The organism is Desulfosporosinus acidiphilus SJ4 (assembly GCF_000255115.2).
Classification (GTDB): Bacteria; Bacillota; Desulfitobacteriia; order Desulfitobacteriales; family Desulfitobacteriaceae; genus Desulfosporosinus; species Desulfosporosinus acidiphilus.
In genome coordinates this window covers 233,331-250,391 of record NC_018068.1, presented here as the reverse complement: position 1 = coordinate 250,391, position 17,061 = coordinate 233,331, and the positions used below count along the sequence as shown (strand labels likewise).

Below are 17,061 nucleotides of genomic sequence, written 5' to 3'. Positions count from 1 at the left end.
TCTACGGAGAATGGGATTCTTCTCATCACAAATGATAAAAAATGCCGGTAAACAATACTTTTATAAAAGCAGACGTTTACCGGCATTGGTTTATGGTCTATTAATTTCCTTCAAATACTACTTATTTTATTCCTGTATAAATGAGAACTGCCTCTCTTAAAAATGCTGCAGTCCCAGGCTGTTTTTCATCGTAGTAAGCTTTAAATCGTTCATCATCTACATACATCTGAGCGATTCCCGCATGTGCTTCTTTACTGTAACCATCCCAAAAGAAGGATAGCCACCGGCGATGTAAATCGGCGGCCCTTTGGGCTAATTCTCCTGCCGGGTCTCCTGTTAGAAACGCAGCATGGATGGTTTCCTTGAACTCAGCTTCCAGTCCGGTAACGGCGCTATATTCTTCTTGAGTCATTCCTTTTACTTTCTGATTAGACTGGTCAACTGCTTTGTCCCCATACCTTTCGCGTGCTTCCTGACCATAGTTTGCTTCGTTATCCTCAATCAGCCTTTGCTTAAAACCTTCAAACTTTTCATGATCCATCATAGTGATCTTCCCCTCTTTTAAGGCAATAGATTTATCAAGATTAGCTATCAATAAATCCAATTGCCTGCGTTTGTCCAGAAGCTGCACACGGTGTTCCCTCAGTGCTTTGGCTTCATCAAAGAAAGGCGAAGTTACAATCTCCTTTATCTTTTCGAGATTTAATCCCAGCTCGCGATAAAAGAGAATTTGCTGCAGTCGATTAATCTCAGAATCACCATAAATCCGATATCCTGATGAATTAATTCTTGCCGGCTTTAGAATTCCTATTTCATCATAATATCTCAAGGTTCTCGAACTCACACCCGCCAACTGACCAAGCTTTTGCACAGTGTATTCCATGTTGCTCACCTCCAGGCAAGATCACTATACACCTTTACGTTACGTCAATGTAAAGAGTTTTTTGCAAACTGCTTATAACGAAATTTAGATTCTTTCTGACAAATCAAGATAGTTTTGTCTTTGGGCCACACTTTTATAAGCCGGCCGAATAATTTTTCCGGCATTAACGATTTCCTCAATTCGATGAGCACTCCAACCTGCTATACGGGCAATAGCAAACATTGGCGCGTACATTTCCACCGGGATATTAAGCATTTTATAAACAAATCCGGAATAAAAGTCGATATTAGCGCTGACTGTTTTATACATCTTATTAAACTTAGCAATGACTCCCGGAGCAAGTCTTTCCACCGAAGTGTACAGGTTAAACTCATTGTCTAAGCCCTTTTCCCGGGCCAGTTTAGCAGCATAATCTTTAAGAATGACAGTTCTCGGATCCGAAATAGAATAGACGGCGTGACCGATCCCATATATCAACCCAGACCGGTCAAAAGCATCCTTAGTGAGGATCTGAGTAAGATAACGCTCTATCTCTTCATCATCTTCCCAATCCTTAACTTGATTTTTAATATCTTCGAACATCCTAACCACCTTAATATTTGCCCCGCCATGCCTCGGGCCTTTGAGAGCGCCAATGGCTGCTGACATTGCCGAATAGGTATCGGTACCGGTTGAAGTTACGACATGAGTGACAAAGGTTGAATTATTTCCGCCGCCATGTTCGGCATGAAGCACCAGAGCAAGATCAAGGAGTTTGGCTTCAAGTTTCGTATAGTTACTATCTGGCCTTAACATAGACAGGATGTTCTCTGCAGTTCTTAATTCCGGGCGCGGACTATGAATAAAAAGGCTTTGGTTGCCATGGTAATGGGACAATGCTTGATATCCATACACCGCTAGGGATGGGAAACAGGCAATCAGATGCAGACATTGTTTCAGTACATTATTAATGGATGTATCGTCAGGGTTTGTATCAAAGGAATACAAGGCCAGAACACTCCTGGCAAGAGCATTCATGATATCTTTACTGGGGGATTTCAGGATAAAATCACGAGCAAAGTCCTCAGGCAGCTTCTCATAACCTGCCAAAACCTGGTTAAACTCCTCTAGATCTTTCTGGTTTGGAAGATGTCCGAAAAGCAGCAGATAGGCGGTCTCTTCGAAACCAAAACGGTCATCCTCAGTAAATCCTTTGACCAAATCCGATATGTCGTACCCCCGATAAATTAAACGGCCCGGGACTTGAATAATTTCACCTTCATCCAGGATATAGGAATGCACCTCACCGATTTCTGTTAAACCGACAAGAACACCTCTCCCATCTAAATCCCTAAGTCCTCGTTTGACTTGATATTTGCTGTATAATTCCGGATTAATAAAACTGTTTTTTTCAGAAACCTTACTTAAGTCGGCAAGAATTTTCCTGTCAATCTGTTTAAAATTTGTCATAATTATCCTCCTTGAGTTAAAAAATAAAACCCTAGACGAACACGTCTGGGGTCAGCTAAGTCGAAAAAGGCAAAAACAAAATAAAGCTAGGCAAAAACAGCTAAGCTCAACTTTCTTTCCTTCTAACGCTTACGAAGTTAGCTGACGGATTCGGGTCGAAAGTAACCCTACTTTCACAAGAAAATTACCCGTGAAAGATTCACCCCAGAAAAATGGTTCCTCCGCTTCCAAAAGAATTAAGCGATTCAGTATAGGTAATTGTTAAGCAATTACGATCTAAGACCAAATTATTAGGTTTCTTGTTATTATATTACATAGAGGCGCATTTAGTCAATGTTATGGATCAGATTGCCATTGAACGCTTTTCTATCCAATTACTTTTCTATCCGAGTCAATTTCATAATGTTTAATTGTTAAAGCTCAGACCTTCAGAATTTCGTTAGTAACATTTTTTGAAGATTTATGCTGCAGCTATACGTTTGAACTTGTTCAATCGGTCTACGGCTAATTTGCAGAGGGTATAGGTCAGGATAGAAAACTCGAAGTCGATTTTGGCTACGTTTCCTCGATGTCGAATGTTGTTTAACTGAAAGTACTCTTTGAGATAAGCATTAACACGTTCTACGGCTGTTCTCTGTTTATAGAGTTCAAAGTAGCGCCCACTTCCTCTGGCTGGAACGGTGTATTTTCTGGGGTCTGAGGAAACCTTAACCTTGAATACCTTTTGACACTGGTTGTTTTCTTTCAGAGGACACTCTTTGCACTTCTTGGGTTGAGTATATTTCAACGTGTCGTATCGGGAATCATAGCTATCATATCGGTAGGAATGACCTTCTTGACACTTAGGGCAAAAGTATTTGTCCTTGTCTTCGGGTAGTTGTTCATTGCGTGGATTGTAATCAATCAGGGCCCTTGACCCCATGGCTTTTGCTTGTTGGTAAATTGGGCTGTAATCGTAACCAGCATCCAAAAGCGAATAGGAAGGCTTCAGCTGGGGGTGAAGTTCATGAAGAGCCTTGAGTAGAGGAATCGCCATTTTGCCATCATTGACATTTCCCGAGGAAAGTAAGGACTTTAAAATGTATTGGCTTTTACAGTCCACGAGAAGATGACCTTTGAACCCGAACCAAAAGACGTTTTTGCCCTCGGAGTTTTTCTTAATTCCCCAGTGAGGATCTTGCGGGATTTGCTGTTCGATCGTCTTGAAATCAAGAGGAAGTTGAGCTTCAATTTTCTTCTCAAAGAGGGGTCGATTCTCTTCCAGTTCCTGTTGTTCTTTGAGCCATTTCTCCCGTTCCGATTTGGGTTTTCGTCCGCGTTTTTTGGAGGTTTGCTTGACTGGAACCTCTTCGTCTTTCTTTTTCTCAGGTTTACGGTCTCTCGCTTCAATATGAGTAGCATCGATGGCTATAACATCCCCATCGATGAAGCCTTCTTGAAACGCCTGAGAGACTAGTTCATTTTGAATTTTTTCCAAAGCAGAAGAACCCTTGATTTTTTGAATCATTCGAGTATAAGAGGACTCGCTAGGAACTGCATCAGCCATCGTAAAGCCGCAGTCGAAACGGAATTCCAAGCTGTTTTTTAATCGTTTTCGTAAATCTTTGATCGTAGGAATTCGTTCGATCACTCGAATGAATAAAGAATAGATCATGGCTGAATAGTTAAGCGTGGTTGGAGCTCCCAAAAATGCCTTTTTTGAAACCACTCTCAACAAAGGAGTAATATTCAGCGGATCCAATAGAAGCGGATACGATTCTTTCGGTGACATTTCTAAGATTTCTTCCAAGGAAAATAGACGTTCTTGGCGAATACTAAACATTGGGAGTTCTCCTTTCAACCTCTCGGTGTTTGTTTGGTCACTTACACTTTCGAGATTTTGGGGAGGTACTCCTTTTTTTACGGGTAAAAAGCCCGCTTATATCAAGGGGTATGAATTATGAAACTAACTCATCCAATTAAATAATAGTTATTATAAAGGTATTAGGATTAATTTGTAGAACTCTTTTTTATGCAAATACTTTTGACATAAGGGCAGTTGATACGATGAAAATTAATCACAAGTCGGGTTTGGGTTTGAATGTTTCTATTTCAGAGGTTTCACCAGAAGAGCTTAATAAGCTTAAAAATGTTTTTTTGAATTTTAATTATGTGTTTATTATTAATTATTTGGACGGACATATCAAATACAGTAATCCTGTTTTGCCATCTCTCCTTGGATTAACTCCGGAAAATTTCAAGAATAAAACAGCGCAAGAAATCATTCTGCAATTTGTTCATCCTGATGATCAGGAACTTTCAATTCAAGCCGTTAAAGAAGCAATTCAAGGAAACCATATCCATGGGTTCATGAATCGTTATCATCTTCCTGACGGCAGCTATCAGCGATTCTCCTGGATGCTGATCCCCATTATTAAGGATCAAGTTATCTACGCCATTGCTTGCCCGGCTGCCGAAGATAGGATTATGATTAACAGCGTTTCTGAAAAACGTGATGTTAAAATCTATAATATCTTTCATAATATTTCAGATTACTTTTATGTTCTAGATAACAAGTGGCAATTTGTATATTTTAATAATTCTGCCGCCCAGCTATTTTCAACATTCAAGAACGAAATAACCCTAGGAAAATATTATTGGGATGTCTTTCCTGAAGCGGATGACTTATATTTCCTAAAATTTACAGAGGCAAAAATCACTCAAAGGCATATCTATTTTGAAGCCTTCTCTGTCCTAACGCGAAGTTGGGTCAGGGTTAACGTATATCCATCTCCGGGAGGCCTTTCCGTTTATTTTAGAGATATATCCGATCAGAAGAATTTAGAGAAATCTTTAGATGATGAGCGGAAACGTCTCTATGGGATTTTAAATGGGCTCCCCGGTTTAGTCTATTTGCGAACCTTTGAAGGGAAAATTCTTTTTGCCAATCAGAAATTTAAGGAGATTCATGGCGAACCGGAAAACCGAAAATGCCACGAACTCCTCTTTAACAGAGAGATGCCTTGTGATTACTGTCGTATGGGGTTGAATGAAGAAGCAACCGGCCCAATTCAATGGCAATGTGTTATAAGAGATGCTATCTATGAGGTGTACCAGCATCCTTTCGAGGACTTTGACGGAACACAATTATTTCTCATGCAGCTCCTGGATATCACCAAGCGCAAGCTTGCCGAAGAGGAAATAGCCCGTTTAGACAGGTTAAATCTCGTAGGAGAGCTGGCAGCAAGCATTGCCCATGAGGTTCGCAATCCAATGACAACTGTCCGCGGCTTTCTGCAAATCTTAAAGAGCAGGGACATAACTAAGGAAAACACAGAGTATTTTGATCTCATGATTAGTGAACTTGATCGGGCAAATAGTATTCTCAATGAATTCTTATCTGTGGCGAAATCAAATAGTAAGCCGCTGACACGAATAAAACTCAACCACCTAGTAGACTCTTTATACCCACTCATCATGGCAGATGCTACTAACCAAGACAAACTCGTTGTACTCGAAACGGAGGAAGTCCCTGAACTGATGGTAGATGAACGTGAAATTCGGCAGCTTATTCTTAATCTCACCAGAAACGGCTTCCGAAGCAATGCAGCCTAAAGGGACTTTAACTCTAAAAACATATCAAACAGGAGATAGTATTGCACTGGAGGTACTGGATCAGGGATCGGGCATCAGTCAGGTAATCTTGGAACGTTTAGGCACCCCTTTTCAAACAACGAAAGAAGGCGGAACAGGTATTGGCCTATCGACTTGTTTCAATATTGCCGAACGGCATAATGCTAAAATTGAGGTAACCTCTTCCCCTACCGGCACAAGATTTATTGTTCGTTTTAAAGACTCTTGCAAAAAGCATTTATGAACTTCGTTGATATTCTTACTTTATGATTGTCTTATACTAAGCTTACACCGGTTTAAACGCTTTCTTGCTGGCACCGCATAATGGACATTTCCAGGTGTCTGGCAGCTCTTCAAAAGGTACACCCGCAGATATTTTACTTTTCTTACAACCCTTTTCAGAATTATAGATATAACCACAACTTTGCATTTGGCATTGCCACATTTTACACTCTTCACTCATATCTTCTCACCTTCCTAATTTAATTTTATCACTAAATAAGATTAATTGCATAATATAATTCATGTACAGAAAAGATAGCACCCGCCAGCAAGGCAAGTGCTATCTTTTCCTATGGTCAGGCGAGCAGGGCGGCACCAAAAGCCGCGGTGAGTTCTGGTTCCGGGGGAATCACAATATTCACCTTTAACTCTCTTTCGAGGAAGCGGACCAGAAGATCATAATGAGCGCCCCCACCTGTGAAAATCAGAGGGTCAGGATGCCCTACTGACTCGACAAAATTAGCAAGACGTTTAGCTGTACTTTTGAAAAGCCCGGCAATGACTTCAGGTTTAGGAGTTCCTTTCGCCAGCATGGTAATTACTTCCGATTCAGCAAACACCGTGCACATGGAATTAATAGGCATTGGAGTCGCTTCTGCCGCTAAACTCAATTCCTCCGTCGTCAGATCTAATCCCTTGAGGATAACATCCAAAAAGCGCCCGGTTCCGGCAGCACACTTATCATTCATAATAAACTGAATAACCTTGCCTTGTCTATTTTTCCTGATGACTTTAGCATCCTGGCCTCCTAAATCAAGAATTAGCTCATAATCAGGAAAATAATGATGACAACCTCTGCCCTGACAAGAGATTTCAGTGATTACCCGCCCTTCGGGAAAGTTTACCCGTCCATACCCCGTGACCACAAGCTTCTCGGGTTTTTCTCCCTGCTCCTCTACATAAGATTTAAGTAAAATAATACCTGCCTGTACCGAATCGAATCGAGAGGGGATAACTTGCCGGTAAATCTGTTCCCCATTTTCTAAGACGACGAGCTTTGTATTAACCGAGCCGAGATCTAACCCCGCTTGCTTCATGCGCGAATCATCTCGATTAAAGCTTCAATCCGAGTTAAGAGTTGTCCTTGATCCTCTTCTGAAAAGTCGCTCTCCAGACGAAGATAAGGGATTTGTTTTTTCTCCATTTCTTTACCCACAAAATAACTTTCCACTCCATAGGGCTGACAGAATTGAAGAGAGAAATCAATCACAGCATCTGCTTTTAAGTTTTCAGCCATGTGAGCAATATCTTCAAAGCGTCCATGATTTGGAGTAAAACAAGCACAATTTACCTTTAGAGGACGTTTGGCAATATTCGAAAGCATATCGCTTACGTTATCCGCCGGCTCAGTGACATCCTTATAATAACGCTCCCCTGTACAGGTTTCTTCTCCGACTACTACAGCCCCCGCTTGTTCAATTAAGGCGTGAAGTTTCCAGGCCGGAAGCGGCTGGGGAGTTCCCGTCACCAGAATTCTTGGCGCATCAGTCGGTGCGACACCGATTCCCTCTTTAGTTCTCTCTTCCAGTTCATCGCATAATGCATTAACTTGAGCCGCAAAGCGAACGGGATCATCGAAGAAAGAGAGCTGGTTGATTAAGAGGACATCTAAACCATGAATCGGCGCCGGCTTATGTTTTCTCAAATCCGCCAGTCTTTGAAGGGCTCGCCGTTTATTGTTGATCGTCTGAATTCCCTGAGCGAGATTCTCAGCAGTTAGTTTTACTTTAGTCTCACGTTCAATAAAAGAAGCAAATTCTCGAACTTCTTCTTCCCAGAGAGAAACGTCTTTGGCTTCTTTCTTTTGTGGAAGTTCCATCACATAGGTGGGGATGTGCTCATTAAGAATTTCCCACGCCTTCTTTTTGCCGTCGCAAGTGGTCTCCCCAATAACCCAATCAGAGACCTGAAAATAGGGGCAAATTCGATCGAGTTTAAAACCCATCGTAGACTTAATCAGAGGGCAAAGATTCCGGGGTAAGACCTTTTCCCCTGAAGAAACCGTATACTGGGCCCCGGCACATAAACCGATACTGACACTTCCTGTTGCGACAACGATTTCCTCTGGAACATAAACACAAAACGTTGAAAACACTTTCATTCCGGCTTGCTTTTTGGCATAAAGTTCATGCACCCGAATACCGTGTACATCTCCGACAACTGCATCAAAATATCCCATTGCTTTGGGCCGATTAGGACGTTCTAAAAACAGGCTTGTGAATAGCGCCGGGACAGGAGCTAAAAAATCATCGTGTTTCTCTAAATCCATACCCAAGGCAGTCCATAGTTCTCTGTTATCCATTGTTCCTCTTCTCCTCCTAATTTTCTTTCCAAATAAATTAATTAAAAAGCTTTGTCCTAAATATGTATTACTTTATCGCTTTCGTGCATTACAGCAATAATCTCCGACATAGTCGATACTTTACCAACCTTGATTTTATCCTTGATACCGTAATAATCCAAACAAGTCACACAAGCCAACAAGGTTACACCCCAGTCTCTTTCCAGAATCTCCAAAGCATCAAAGGCCGTAAATTCCGGCAGCAAAAGATGCACTCCTTTTTCCAGAAAAACAATATGAGATGGTTTTTCGACCGCCTCCGCAAGCTTCAAAAAGAAACTGTGCATCAAACGTTTACCTAATTCTGGATCCTGGTGCCCGATTGTATCCGAGCTGACAAAATAAGTGAAAGACATTATGTTCCCCCCTCATAACTATATACTTATTATATATTATCACTAAAAATCTATGGATGGAAGTGTAATTCTATTTCCCTTTTTCGCCCTTACTAGGGATTCTCACAGATAACGAAAACTTGGCGGGCGCCCGAAGGCACTGTCTCCGCACGTATTAACTCTTCTTGCTGTATACAACCGAAGGTTATTCTTTCTAATAGCGCAAAAAAGCCAGCGCATTATAAGATGCATTCTGGCTTACTTCAGAAATATTAACAAAACTTGGCCGGCACTTCGTACCCAAGCCACCAATCATTAGGAACTGGCTTAAAAATCAGGCATATTGTTCCCCGGCCTTCATATTTAAATCTAATATTACATCGTAGAGCGTATTTAGCTCAACAATCTCCAGGTTTTTGAATCTCGACGGTTCTCGCACAGTATTTCTTGGTACATAAACGCGCCTGAATCCCATGCGGTCAATTTCCCGAATCCTAGCTTCAATGGCCGGGACCTTCTTAAGCTCTCCTGTCAATCCTACGTCAGCTACAAACACTGTGTCATTAGGAATTGCTTTATCCTTGACTGAAGATACAATACACATAATAATTGCCAAATTAACCGCTTGTTCTTTAAGTTGAAGTCCCCCCGTAGTTTTGATCACCACGTTTTTATCGTAGAGGTTTATCTTCCCCCGCTGCTCGAGAATTGAGATTAAAGTATTTAGCTGATCACGCCTTAGACATTCGGCAATTCTTGAGGGATAGGGAGTAAAGGATCTTGAAACAAGACTTTCAACCTCCACAATGATAGGACGTGTCCCCTCTTTGATAACCGCTAAAGCGCTCCCGGAAACGATTTGCCCTTCCGACCTCTGAGTCATAAAGAACTCAGAAGGATTATCAATGGAAAGCATCCCTTTTTCGGTCATAGAGAAAAAGCCCATTTCTCCCGTACTCCCGAACCTGTTTTTCGAGCACCAGGCTCCCCGTAATTCTTCGCCATTTTCTCCATTTAAAATTAACACTGCGTCAACTAGGTGCTCCAAGGCCCGTAACCCGGCAATTTCATCTTCCTTTGTCATCTGTCCTACCATAATAACTGCCCTGGGACGCTCATTATTCTTGGCAATTTTCAGAAGTTCATTGGCGCACCCCATAGTCTGAATAGGAGAACCGGGACGTGAATGATGTTCTTCCAAAGTGAAGGTTTGAATGCTGTCTATAATAATTAAATCTGGGTCTAATTCATCTACCGCCTGCAAGACATGATCCATACTTGTATCGGAGTATACCCAAATGTTGTGGTTGCTTCCGTTTAAAATTCTGTCTGCTCGTTTTTTAATTTGAGCATCACTCTCTTCTGCCGAGGCATAGAGCACCTTATAACCCTGAGAGGCGACATCATCAGCCACCTGTAAAAGCAAGGTTGACTTTCCTGCTCCCGGTCTGGCTGTGAGTATAATGATAGAATCTTTAACAATTCCTCCGCCCAGGACTCGGTTAAATTCAAGAATGCCGGTAACGATTCTGTCACTATTGCCTGCTAAAACGTCCGATAACTTCTTGACGGAAATCGCCCGTTTCACGCTTTGTTTTTCCACTATCGGTTGACTAACTAGTTCTTCAAAGGTGTTCCATTCTTCACAATTCGGGCATTTTCCTAACCACTTTGGGCTTTCGCTGCCACAACTCGAACATCGATAAATAATCTTAACTTTCATAACCAACCTCACTTCTGTGATCCGATCTGTTTGCAGGCTTTCAAACCCTGAGCGCGCATAATTTCCCAGCCTGTTTCTATGAATTCCTAAGACTAGCATAATCTCACTCTTATTATAATGCATTATTTCAAAGGTTAAAGAGGGAACACCCCCGTCCCTTTTTAACCTTCAATATTCACAGGCGCTAATACTTTTTAATGTGGGTGACTCGGCTTTGTTTACTTTATTTAATCAAAATTTTAATGCAGATAGGTTGGAGTTTCCTGATCGGTATTCATATTCGTGCCAATTAGATAATTGTACTCACCTTTTGAATTAAAGGTATTGGAGTTTTTCTGTTTTCGGTTTTCAAAAATAGCGGGATCAGCTATGGTTATCATGGTTTTGGCAGCGGTAACCCCGTAAATTACGTTATTAAACATTGCCGAATAGTGAGATTTCGTCAAACGGTTCTTTTTATATAAGCCTATTTTTTGTCCCCCTGTATATAGAACGCCCCATGATAAAATAGACGTAACTAACCCTTTGGCCACAGAATGATCTTTTCCTGTCTTCTTTAAAATAAACATTAAGGGAAGGCCAAAAATCGAACCTGTGGCCAAATGTAATATCTCCCCTAAAACAAAATTCTTTTTTTGTTTTGTTCTCAAAGGACTTACGAACATTTGACCGGCCGTTGTGGCATAACGCCCCTCTGTTTTCCCTGCCCTGAAGATCAATTCATTAGATAAGTCCATAAAGACTGTACCTATGAACCCTCCCAATAATCCGGTCAGAATAGAGTCTTGTGTCTTGCCTAGTCTATTACGAAGACTACTTGCTAAACTTATTGCTCTCAAGAACATTATAGACGCCTCCTTGATTAATTTAGTAAGTTTAGTATGTTCACTTCGTTCATATAAATTTAGCCACTATTTATCACCGATGTTAATAGTTAACAAGAGGCATAACTATTCTTCTATGAATAAAAAAACTCATCTGGTGCTCGAAGACACTGTCTTAGCATGTATTAACTCTTCTCGTATTTAACCGAGAGTTATACACTCTAATAAAATAAAAGTGAGGCTGTAATCTTACGTTACAACCTCACGTATCTAAATTAGTTTGTCATGTTACAAACGTTTTATGCTTGCAATTCAACACGAATTACAAACCTTAATTAATTTAAAGTTCTTTTAACTAATTAACATTTAGTAAAGATTATCTTATCCTGCTCCGCCTGGGCACAGATTTTATCTCCAACTTTGAATTCTCCTTGAAGAATCTTCTCAGATAATGCATCTTCAATTAAACGTTGGATTGATCTGCGCAATGGTCGTGCTCCAAAGGTAGGATCATTACCTTCCTTGGCAATGAGTTCAATTACGCTGGAATCGATTTGAAGTTCCAACCCGTACTCTTTCAAACGTTTATTCATTTGCAGAGCAAGAATTTCCGTGATTTTCGCCAAATGTTCTTTCTTCAAGGAATGGAACACCACAAGCTCATCAATACGATTCAGAAACTCAGGACGGAACGTTCGTTTTAACTCCTCCATGACCTGACCGCGCATGTTTTTGTACTCTGTTTTCTCATCTTTCTGAGCAGCAAACCCCATGGCTTCCTTGCGTAAGAAGGAGGAACCGACGTTGGAGGTCATGATAATCACCGTATTGCGGAAATCAACAGTTCTCCCTTTGGTGTCCGTAAGCCGTCCATCTTCCAGCACTTGAAGCAAAATATTAAACACCTCGGGATGGGCTTTTTCAATTTCGTCCAGCAAAATAACACTGTAGGGTTTTCTTCTTACGGCTTCCGTGAGTTGTCCGCCTTCGTCATGTCCAACATATCCCGGAGGAGCTCCTACCAAACGAGAGACTGCATGCTTCTCCATATATTCCGACATATCAATGCGAATTAAAGCTTTTTCATCTCCAAACATCGCCTCAGCTAAAGAACGACCAAGTTCTGTTTTTCCAACACCTGTGGGGCCAAGGAAAATGAATGAGCCAATGGGACGCTTGGGATCTTTTAAGCCTGCGCGCGCTCGGCGAACTGCCCGGGCAACGGCAGTCACGGCATCATCTTGTCCAATCACTCTTTTGTGAAGAATTTCCTCTAGGTTCAGGAGGCGTTCGCTTTCAGCCTGAGCTAATTTCTTGACAGGAATACCGGTCCAGCTGGCCACAACCTGAGCAATATCATCCTCTAATACCATCGAATTTTCCTTTTGGCGCTTGCTTTCCCATTCTTCCCGTTGTTTCGCCAGTTCTTCTTTGAGTTTGTGTTCAGAATCTCTTAACTGGGCTGCTTTTTCAAATTCCTGACCGGCGACAGCTGCTTCCTTCTCCTTCTTCAGGCGTTCAATTTCCCCTTCAAGGGATTTTAAGTCGGGAGGTGCGATATAACTGGTGAGGCGAACTTTGGAAGCAGCTTCATCCATCAAGTCAATGGCTTTATCAGGCAGGAAGCGATCGGATACATACCGGTCGGACAGGCGAACGGCACTTTCAATGGCCTCATCAGTAATTTTTACCCTGTGGTGAGCTTCATAACGGTCCCTCAGACCACGAAGAATTAAAATGGCTTCCTCAACCGTTGGTTCGCTGACTGTGATAGGTTGGAAACGACGTTCCAAGGCTGAATCTTTTTCAATATACTTACGATATTCTTCTAATGTTGTGGCTCCTATACATTGCAATTCGCCGCGGGCTAAAGCCGGTTTTAAAATATTGGCTGCGTCAATAGCTCCTTCGGCTGCACCCGCTCCAATGAGTGTATGCAATTCATCAATAAAGAGGATAATATTTCCATCAGCCCGTATTTCATCCATGACCTTTTTCAATCGTTCTTCAAATTCGCCACGATATTTGCTGCCTGCAACCATCGCCGAAAGATCAAGCGTTATTACCCGTTTGTTGATAAGAATCTCCGGTACCCTATTATTGATAATTCCTTGAGCCAAACCTTCGGCAATAGCTGTTTTCCCTACACCCGGCTCTCCAATTAAAGCCGGATTATTTTTTGTCCGCCGGCTTAAGACCTGGATCACTCGTTCTATTTCCTTTTCCCGGCCTATCACCGGATCAAGTCTGCCCTCACGCGCTTGCTGGGTGAGGTCTCGCCCAAATTCATTTAAGGAGGGAGTATTGGCTGGGCCGCCGTTTTTGGAAACCGGACCTGAATTGGAAGGTGGGACTGGAGATTCCTCCAATTCTCCTCCTAAGAGCTTAACTACTTGCTTCCAAACCCTTTCCGGATTGACATTAAGATTAGCCAGGATTCGGGCGGCAATCCCCTCTCCTTCCATGATAAGGCCTAAAAGAATGTGCTCTGTCCCGATATAATTGACATCCTGACGATGTGCTTCCTCATTGGCTAACTCCAAGACCCTTTTTACCCGAGGTGTCAGTTCCACGGTTCCGGTATTAGGTTGACCTACACCTGTGACTTCTTCTACCATGGTTCGAACTTTTACCGGATCCAAACCCAAGCCTTTCAATGCCTGAGCTGCAATTCCTTCTCCTTCTTCAATGAGCCCCAGCAAAATGTGTTCAGTGCCTACAACTTTGTGACCCATGCGTTTGGCTTCGTTCTCGGCTATCGTCAAAACTTTCTCGGCGCGTTCTGTATAACGTCCTTTCATTGCTTTCATCCTTTCTAGATAAAGTGAATTCAAAACTGCTTTTTCGTTTATTCAACTACGTGGTTCGTTCGCGAATCAAGCGAGCTCTTTCCCCGTCTCTCTGACTGGGGTCCAGTTCCCGATCAAGGATATATTGCAAACATCCTGGTCGAGTATCAACAATCATCGTTGCAAAACTATCTTTGTTCTTGGGCAATATTCCCATATCCGTACCCAAGCGATCTTGGGACAATAACTGCATGGCATCTTCTGAGGTAAGCAGCCGGGCGTTTTTCAAAATACCGCGGGCTCTCCAGACCTTGTCTTCCAGAAATAAGGGCATCTGACGACGAAGATAGTCACGAGCCTGAAGTTCATGCTCTAAGATTTGTCCTGTCACTGCTTCCAAATGCGTAAGAATGTCCTCTTCACTTTTCCCCAAGGTGATTTGATTAGATACCTGGAACATCTGGCCATAGGCTTGAGATCCTTCACCGTATAAGCCCCGAATGGCTAAACCCAAGTTTGCCAAAGCTCCCAAAACTTGCTGCACTTGTTTGGTCATTACCAACCCCGGCAAATGGACCATCACCGAAGCTCTAAGACCTGTTCCAACATTCGTCGGACAAGCGGTAAGATACCCCTGGTTTTCCCGATAGGCAAAGTCAAGTTTTTCCTCTAAAGCATCATCTAAAGCCATTGCTAAACGATGGCTCTCCAGGAGTTGTTTCCCTGGCAGAAGTACCTGAATTCTCAAATGATCTTCTTCATTGACCATGATGGCGTATTTGTGATCCTTTGCGAGCGCCACTCCGCTGGCACCTGAGGTTCCTCCCAAACTCGGACTGATTAAATGTTTCTCAATAAGCACCTGCTGTTCAATAGTGGTCAGATTGGTCAGGGACATATATTGTAAAGATTCTTGGTCAACATTTATATCGTTAAAAACTTGAGATAAGGTTTGTTCCACCTGCCTGGCGCCTTCGGTATTTAAAACGTGCGGGAAGGGAAAGTTCTCCAAATTACGTGCCAGCCGTACTCGACTGCTGATAACAACTGGTGAATCAGATTCCACCATCCAAGCGCTGTTTTGCAGCAGCAGTTCTTTACGTGTCAAGTTGTTCCCCTCCCTTGAGCTGTTCGATCTTGCGAATTTGATCCCGGACCAGGGCAGCCTCTTCAAAGTTTTCCTGTTGAATTAAAAGTTGAAGCTTTTCCTTAAGCTTTCGTTCTTCTAACCGGCTTTTGATAGCAATTCCCCGTCTGGCTGGAATCTTACCGACATTCTGTCCCCCGCCATGAATTCGCCGGAGCAAAGGTTCCAGTTGTGTCTCAAAGGTTTCGTAACAGGTACTGCAGCCCAGCTTACCGGCTTGGGTAATTTTCGAAAAGGATATGCCGCACTTAGGGCAAACCTTCTCCGAAGGCTGTTCCGGCAATTTCGGATTTAAACCAAATAAAGCCTGAAGAAACTCCGGTACGATAACCGGATGAAAAATAAAACTGACTTCCTTGGCTTGTTTTGCACAGACTTCACAAAGATAAACTTCATGAGTCTCTCCATTTTCAGTTTTCGTTATTTGAACTTTCGCTTCTCTTTGTTGACAATGCTGACAAAGCACACTAAATCCCCCTTTAAACCAAATCGTCCCTGCTCAACGTGGTTAAAATGTTCTTCATCAAGTGAGCACGCAGCAGGTCCCAATCTCTAAACTCGCCGCTTAAAGATCCTCCCGAGAGAATCCCTTTAATCAGAGCTGCTTCTCGAGGTGTTACGATTTGTTCATCCAGCAATCGATCAACTAAGCCATTGCAGCGCTCCCGCGTAAGCTGATCACCTATTAACTGGCGCATGACCTGTTGATATTGGCCTTCCAACCCTAATCCCAAACGGATGATACGCAAGTAGCCTCCGCCTCCCCGGCGGCTTTCCACTAAATAACCCCGTTCAACGGTAAACCGAGTATCCAATACATAGTTAATCTGAGATGGAACGCAGTCAAATTCTCCCGCCAGCTCACTACGTTGTAATATAATATAACCCTCTGACGTTTGTTCCAGAATTCTTTTAAGATATTCCTCTATGCGATCCGCAAGATTTCCCATATTTGATGTACTCCTTGTTTCAATAATCTTCACATAAGCCTAACCCATTAAACATTGACCTTCCCTGACCTTCTGACTATATGATACCCATTTTTCACTTAATTTGCAAAGGCTTTTTTAAAAAAATCAAAAAAATTTGACTCGTGCCGAGCTTGAGATGACAGCTCCCGCGCATGCAAGTGAGCGAGCCTCGGATTGCGGAGTGAACGATGCGGCGCGGTGGCATGGTGGGTAATAGTACAAAAAGGCCGTCTTTTCAGACGGCCTTCAAATTCAGGAAAAACTTATTATATTCATGATTGGTGATGCTCATTTGGCAAACAAAACAAAATAAAACCAGGATGACAACGTCAAAAGGCTAATACTGGCTAGAAGCCAAACGACGGGCTGTCCTTCCAGGCACCTGCTTTCATCACTTTTCTCGAAAAACTCCGTTTTGGGAAGTTGAACCGTTTCTTCGAAAATCGGTCGTGATTGCAAGGTCAGGTCTCCCAGTTTTCTCATCCCTATCTGAGACGATGTTGAACGTGATGCCACATCCATCCATAGCAAAGAGCCCTGCAGCATCTGTTGGAGTTCTTCCGGACTCAGCCAAATATTATTATGCTCTCTCATGAACGTAAAGCGACAAATCCTTACCTCATTAAAGGACCTCGCCGGCACCTCCATATCGTTAATTTATTGCGCAAGACCCGAATCATTAATTCCTTACCTCTGCTATTCGCG

16 protein-coding genes and 1 riboswitch are annotated in these 17,061 nt (G+C 42.4%); of the genes, 2 read left to right on the top strand and 14 right to left on the bottom strand.

Features of this window, described 5'->3' with window-relative positions:
• Positions 1 to 121: 121 nt before the first annotated feature.
• The 3 genes from DESACI_RS01230 to DESACI_RS01220 form a co-directional block, all read right to left on the bottom strand.
• A complete protein-coding gene (locus DESACI_RS01230; protein WP_014825336.1) occupies positions 122 to 883 on the bottom strand; it encodes a MerR family transcriptional regulator in 762 nt (253 codons plus the stop codon).
• Positions 884 to 967: 84 nt separating this feature from the next.
• Complete coding sequence (locus tag DESACI_RS01225) at positions 968 to 2,332, bottom strand: citrate/2-methylcitrate synthase (RefSeq protein ID WP_014825335.1); 1,365 nt, start codon at positions 2,330 to 2,332, stop codon at positions 968 to 970.
• Between the two features lie 111 nt (positions 2,333 to 2,443).
• Positions 2,444 to 2,585: riboswitch (cyclic di-AMP (ydaO/yuaA leader) on the bottom strand.
• Positions 2,586 to 2,792: 207 nt separating this feature from the next.
• The gene (locus tag DESACI_RS01220) at positions 2,793 to 4,154 is read right to left on the bottom strand and encodes an IS1182 family transposase (protein ID WP_014825334.1); all 1,362 of its coding nucleotides are present in this window, start codon (positions 4,152 to 4,154) and stop codon (positions 2,793 to 2,795) included.
• 224 nt (positions 4,155 to 4,378) lie between these two features.
• Here DESACI_RS01220 and DESACI_RS22925 point away from each other — a divergent pair, with 224 nt between their 5' ends.
• Positions 4,379 to 5,926 (top strand): PAS domain-containing protein, encoded by a 1,548-nt coding sequence (locus tag DESACI_RS22925; RefSeq protein WP_049804020.1) that lies wholly within the window; start codon positions 4,379 to 4,381, stop codon positions 5,924 to 5,926.
• Positions 5,859 to 6,188, top strand: coding sequence for an ATP-binding protein (locus tag DESACI_RS22920; protein WP_083845530.1), 330 nt, complete (start codon positions 5,859 to 5,861; stop codon positions 6,186 to 6,188). Before DESACI_RS22925 ends, DESACI_RS22920 begins: the two co-directional genes overlap by 68 nt.
• A 42-nt stretch (positions 6,189 to 6,230) precedes the next feature.
• On the opposite strand, the gene DESACI_RS01210 is transcribed toward DESACI_RS22920, so the two are convergent.
• From DESACI_RS01210 to DESACI_RS01160, 11 genes are all read right to left on the bottom strand, one after another.
• Positions 6,231 to 6,407 (bottom strand): rubredoxin, encoded by a 177-nt coding sequence (locus tag DESACI_RS01210; protein WP_014825333.1) that lies wholly within the window; start codon positions 6,405 to 6,407, stop codon positions 6,231 to 6,233.
• Between the two features lie 115 nt (positions 6,408 to 6,522).
• The gene (locus DESACI_RS01205) at positions 6,523 to 7,263 is read right to left on the bottom strand and encodes an acyl-CoA dehydratase activase (protein ID WP_014825332.1); all 741 of its coding nucleotides are present in this window, start codon (positions 7,261 to 7,263) and stop codon (positions 6,523 to 6,525) included.
• Complete coding sequence (locus DESACI_RS01200; protein ID WP_014825331.1) at positions 7,260 to 8,528, bottom strand: double-cubane-cluster-containing anaerobic reductase; 1,269 nt, start codon at positions 8,526 to 8,528, stop codon at positions 7,260 to 7,262. Before DESACI_RS01200 ends, DESACI_RS01205 begins: the two co-directional genes overlap by 4 nt.
• Positions 8,529 to 8,584: 56 nt before the next feature.
• The gene (locus DESACI_RS01195) at positions 8,585 to 8,923 is read right to left on the bottom strand and encodes a DsrE family protein (protein WP_014825330.1); all 339 of its coding nucleotides are present in this window, start codon (positions 8,921 to 8,923) and stop codon (positions 8,585 to 8,587) included.
• 313 nt (positions 8,924 to 9,236) lie between these two features.
• Positions 9,237 to 10,625 carry a DNA repair protein RadA gene (gene radA / locus DESACI_RS01190; RefSeq protein WP_174270329.1) on the bottom strand — a complete coding sequence of 463 codons (1,389 nt, stop codon included), beginning with the start codon at positions 10,623 to 10,625 and terminating at the stop codon, positions 9,237 to 9,239.
• Between the two features lie 239 nt (positions 10,626 to 10,864).
• The gene (locus tag DESACI_RS01185; protein ID WP_014825328.1) at positions 10,865 to 11,470 is read right to left on the bottom strand and encodes a DUF6789 family protein; all 606 of its coding nucleotides are present in this window, start codon (positions 11,468 to 11,470) and stop codon (positions 10,865 to 10,867) included.
• 338 nt (positions 11,471 to 11,808) lie between these two features.
• Entirely contained in the window at positions 11,809 to 14,250 is a 2,442-nt protein-coding gene (locus DESACI_RS01180) for an ATP-dependent Clp protease ATP-binding subunit (RefSeq protein WP_014825327.1), read from the bottom strand.
• 55 nt (positions 14,251 to 14,305) lie between these two features.
• Positions 14,306 to 15,346, bottom strand: coding sequence for a protein arginine kinase (locus DESACI_RS01175; RefSeq protein ID WP_014825326.1), 1,041 nt, complete (start codon positions 15,344 to 15,346; stop codon positions 14,306 to 14,308).
• Positions 15,336 to 15,851, bottom strand: coding sequence for a UvrB/UvrC motif-containing protein (locus tag DESACI_RS01170; protein ID WP_014825325.1), 516 nt, complete (start codon positions 15,849 to 15,851; stop codon positions 15,336 to 15,338). Before DESACI_RS01170 ends, DESACI_RS01175 begins: the two co-directional genes overlap by 11 nt.
• Before the next feature lie 13 nt (positions 15,852 to 15,864).
• On the bottom strand, positions 15,865 to 16,335 hold the full coding sequence (locus DESACI_RS01165) for a CtsR family transcriptional regulator (protein WP_014825324.1): 471 nt from the start codon (positions 16,333 to 16,335) through the stop codon (positions 15,865 to 15,867).
• A gap of 309 nt (positions 16,336 to 16,644) precedes the next feature.
• Positions 16,645 to 16,950: a hypothetical protein gene (locus DESACI_RS01160; RefSeq protein WP_041275927.1), complete on the bottom strand. Its 306-nt coding sequence runs from the start codon at positions 16,948 to 16,950 to the stop codon at positions 16,645 to 16,647.
• Between the last annotated feature and the right edge of the window lie 111 nt (positions 16,951 to 17,061).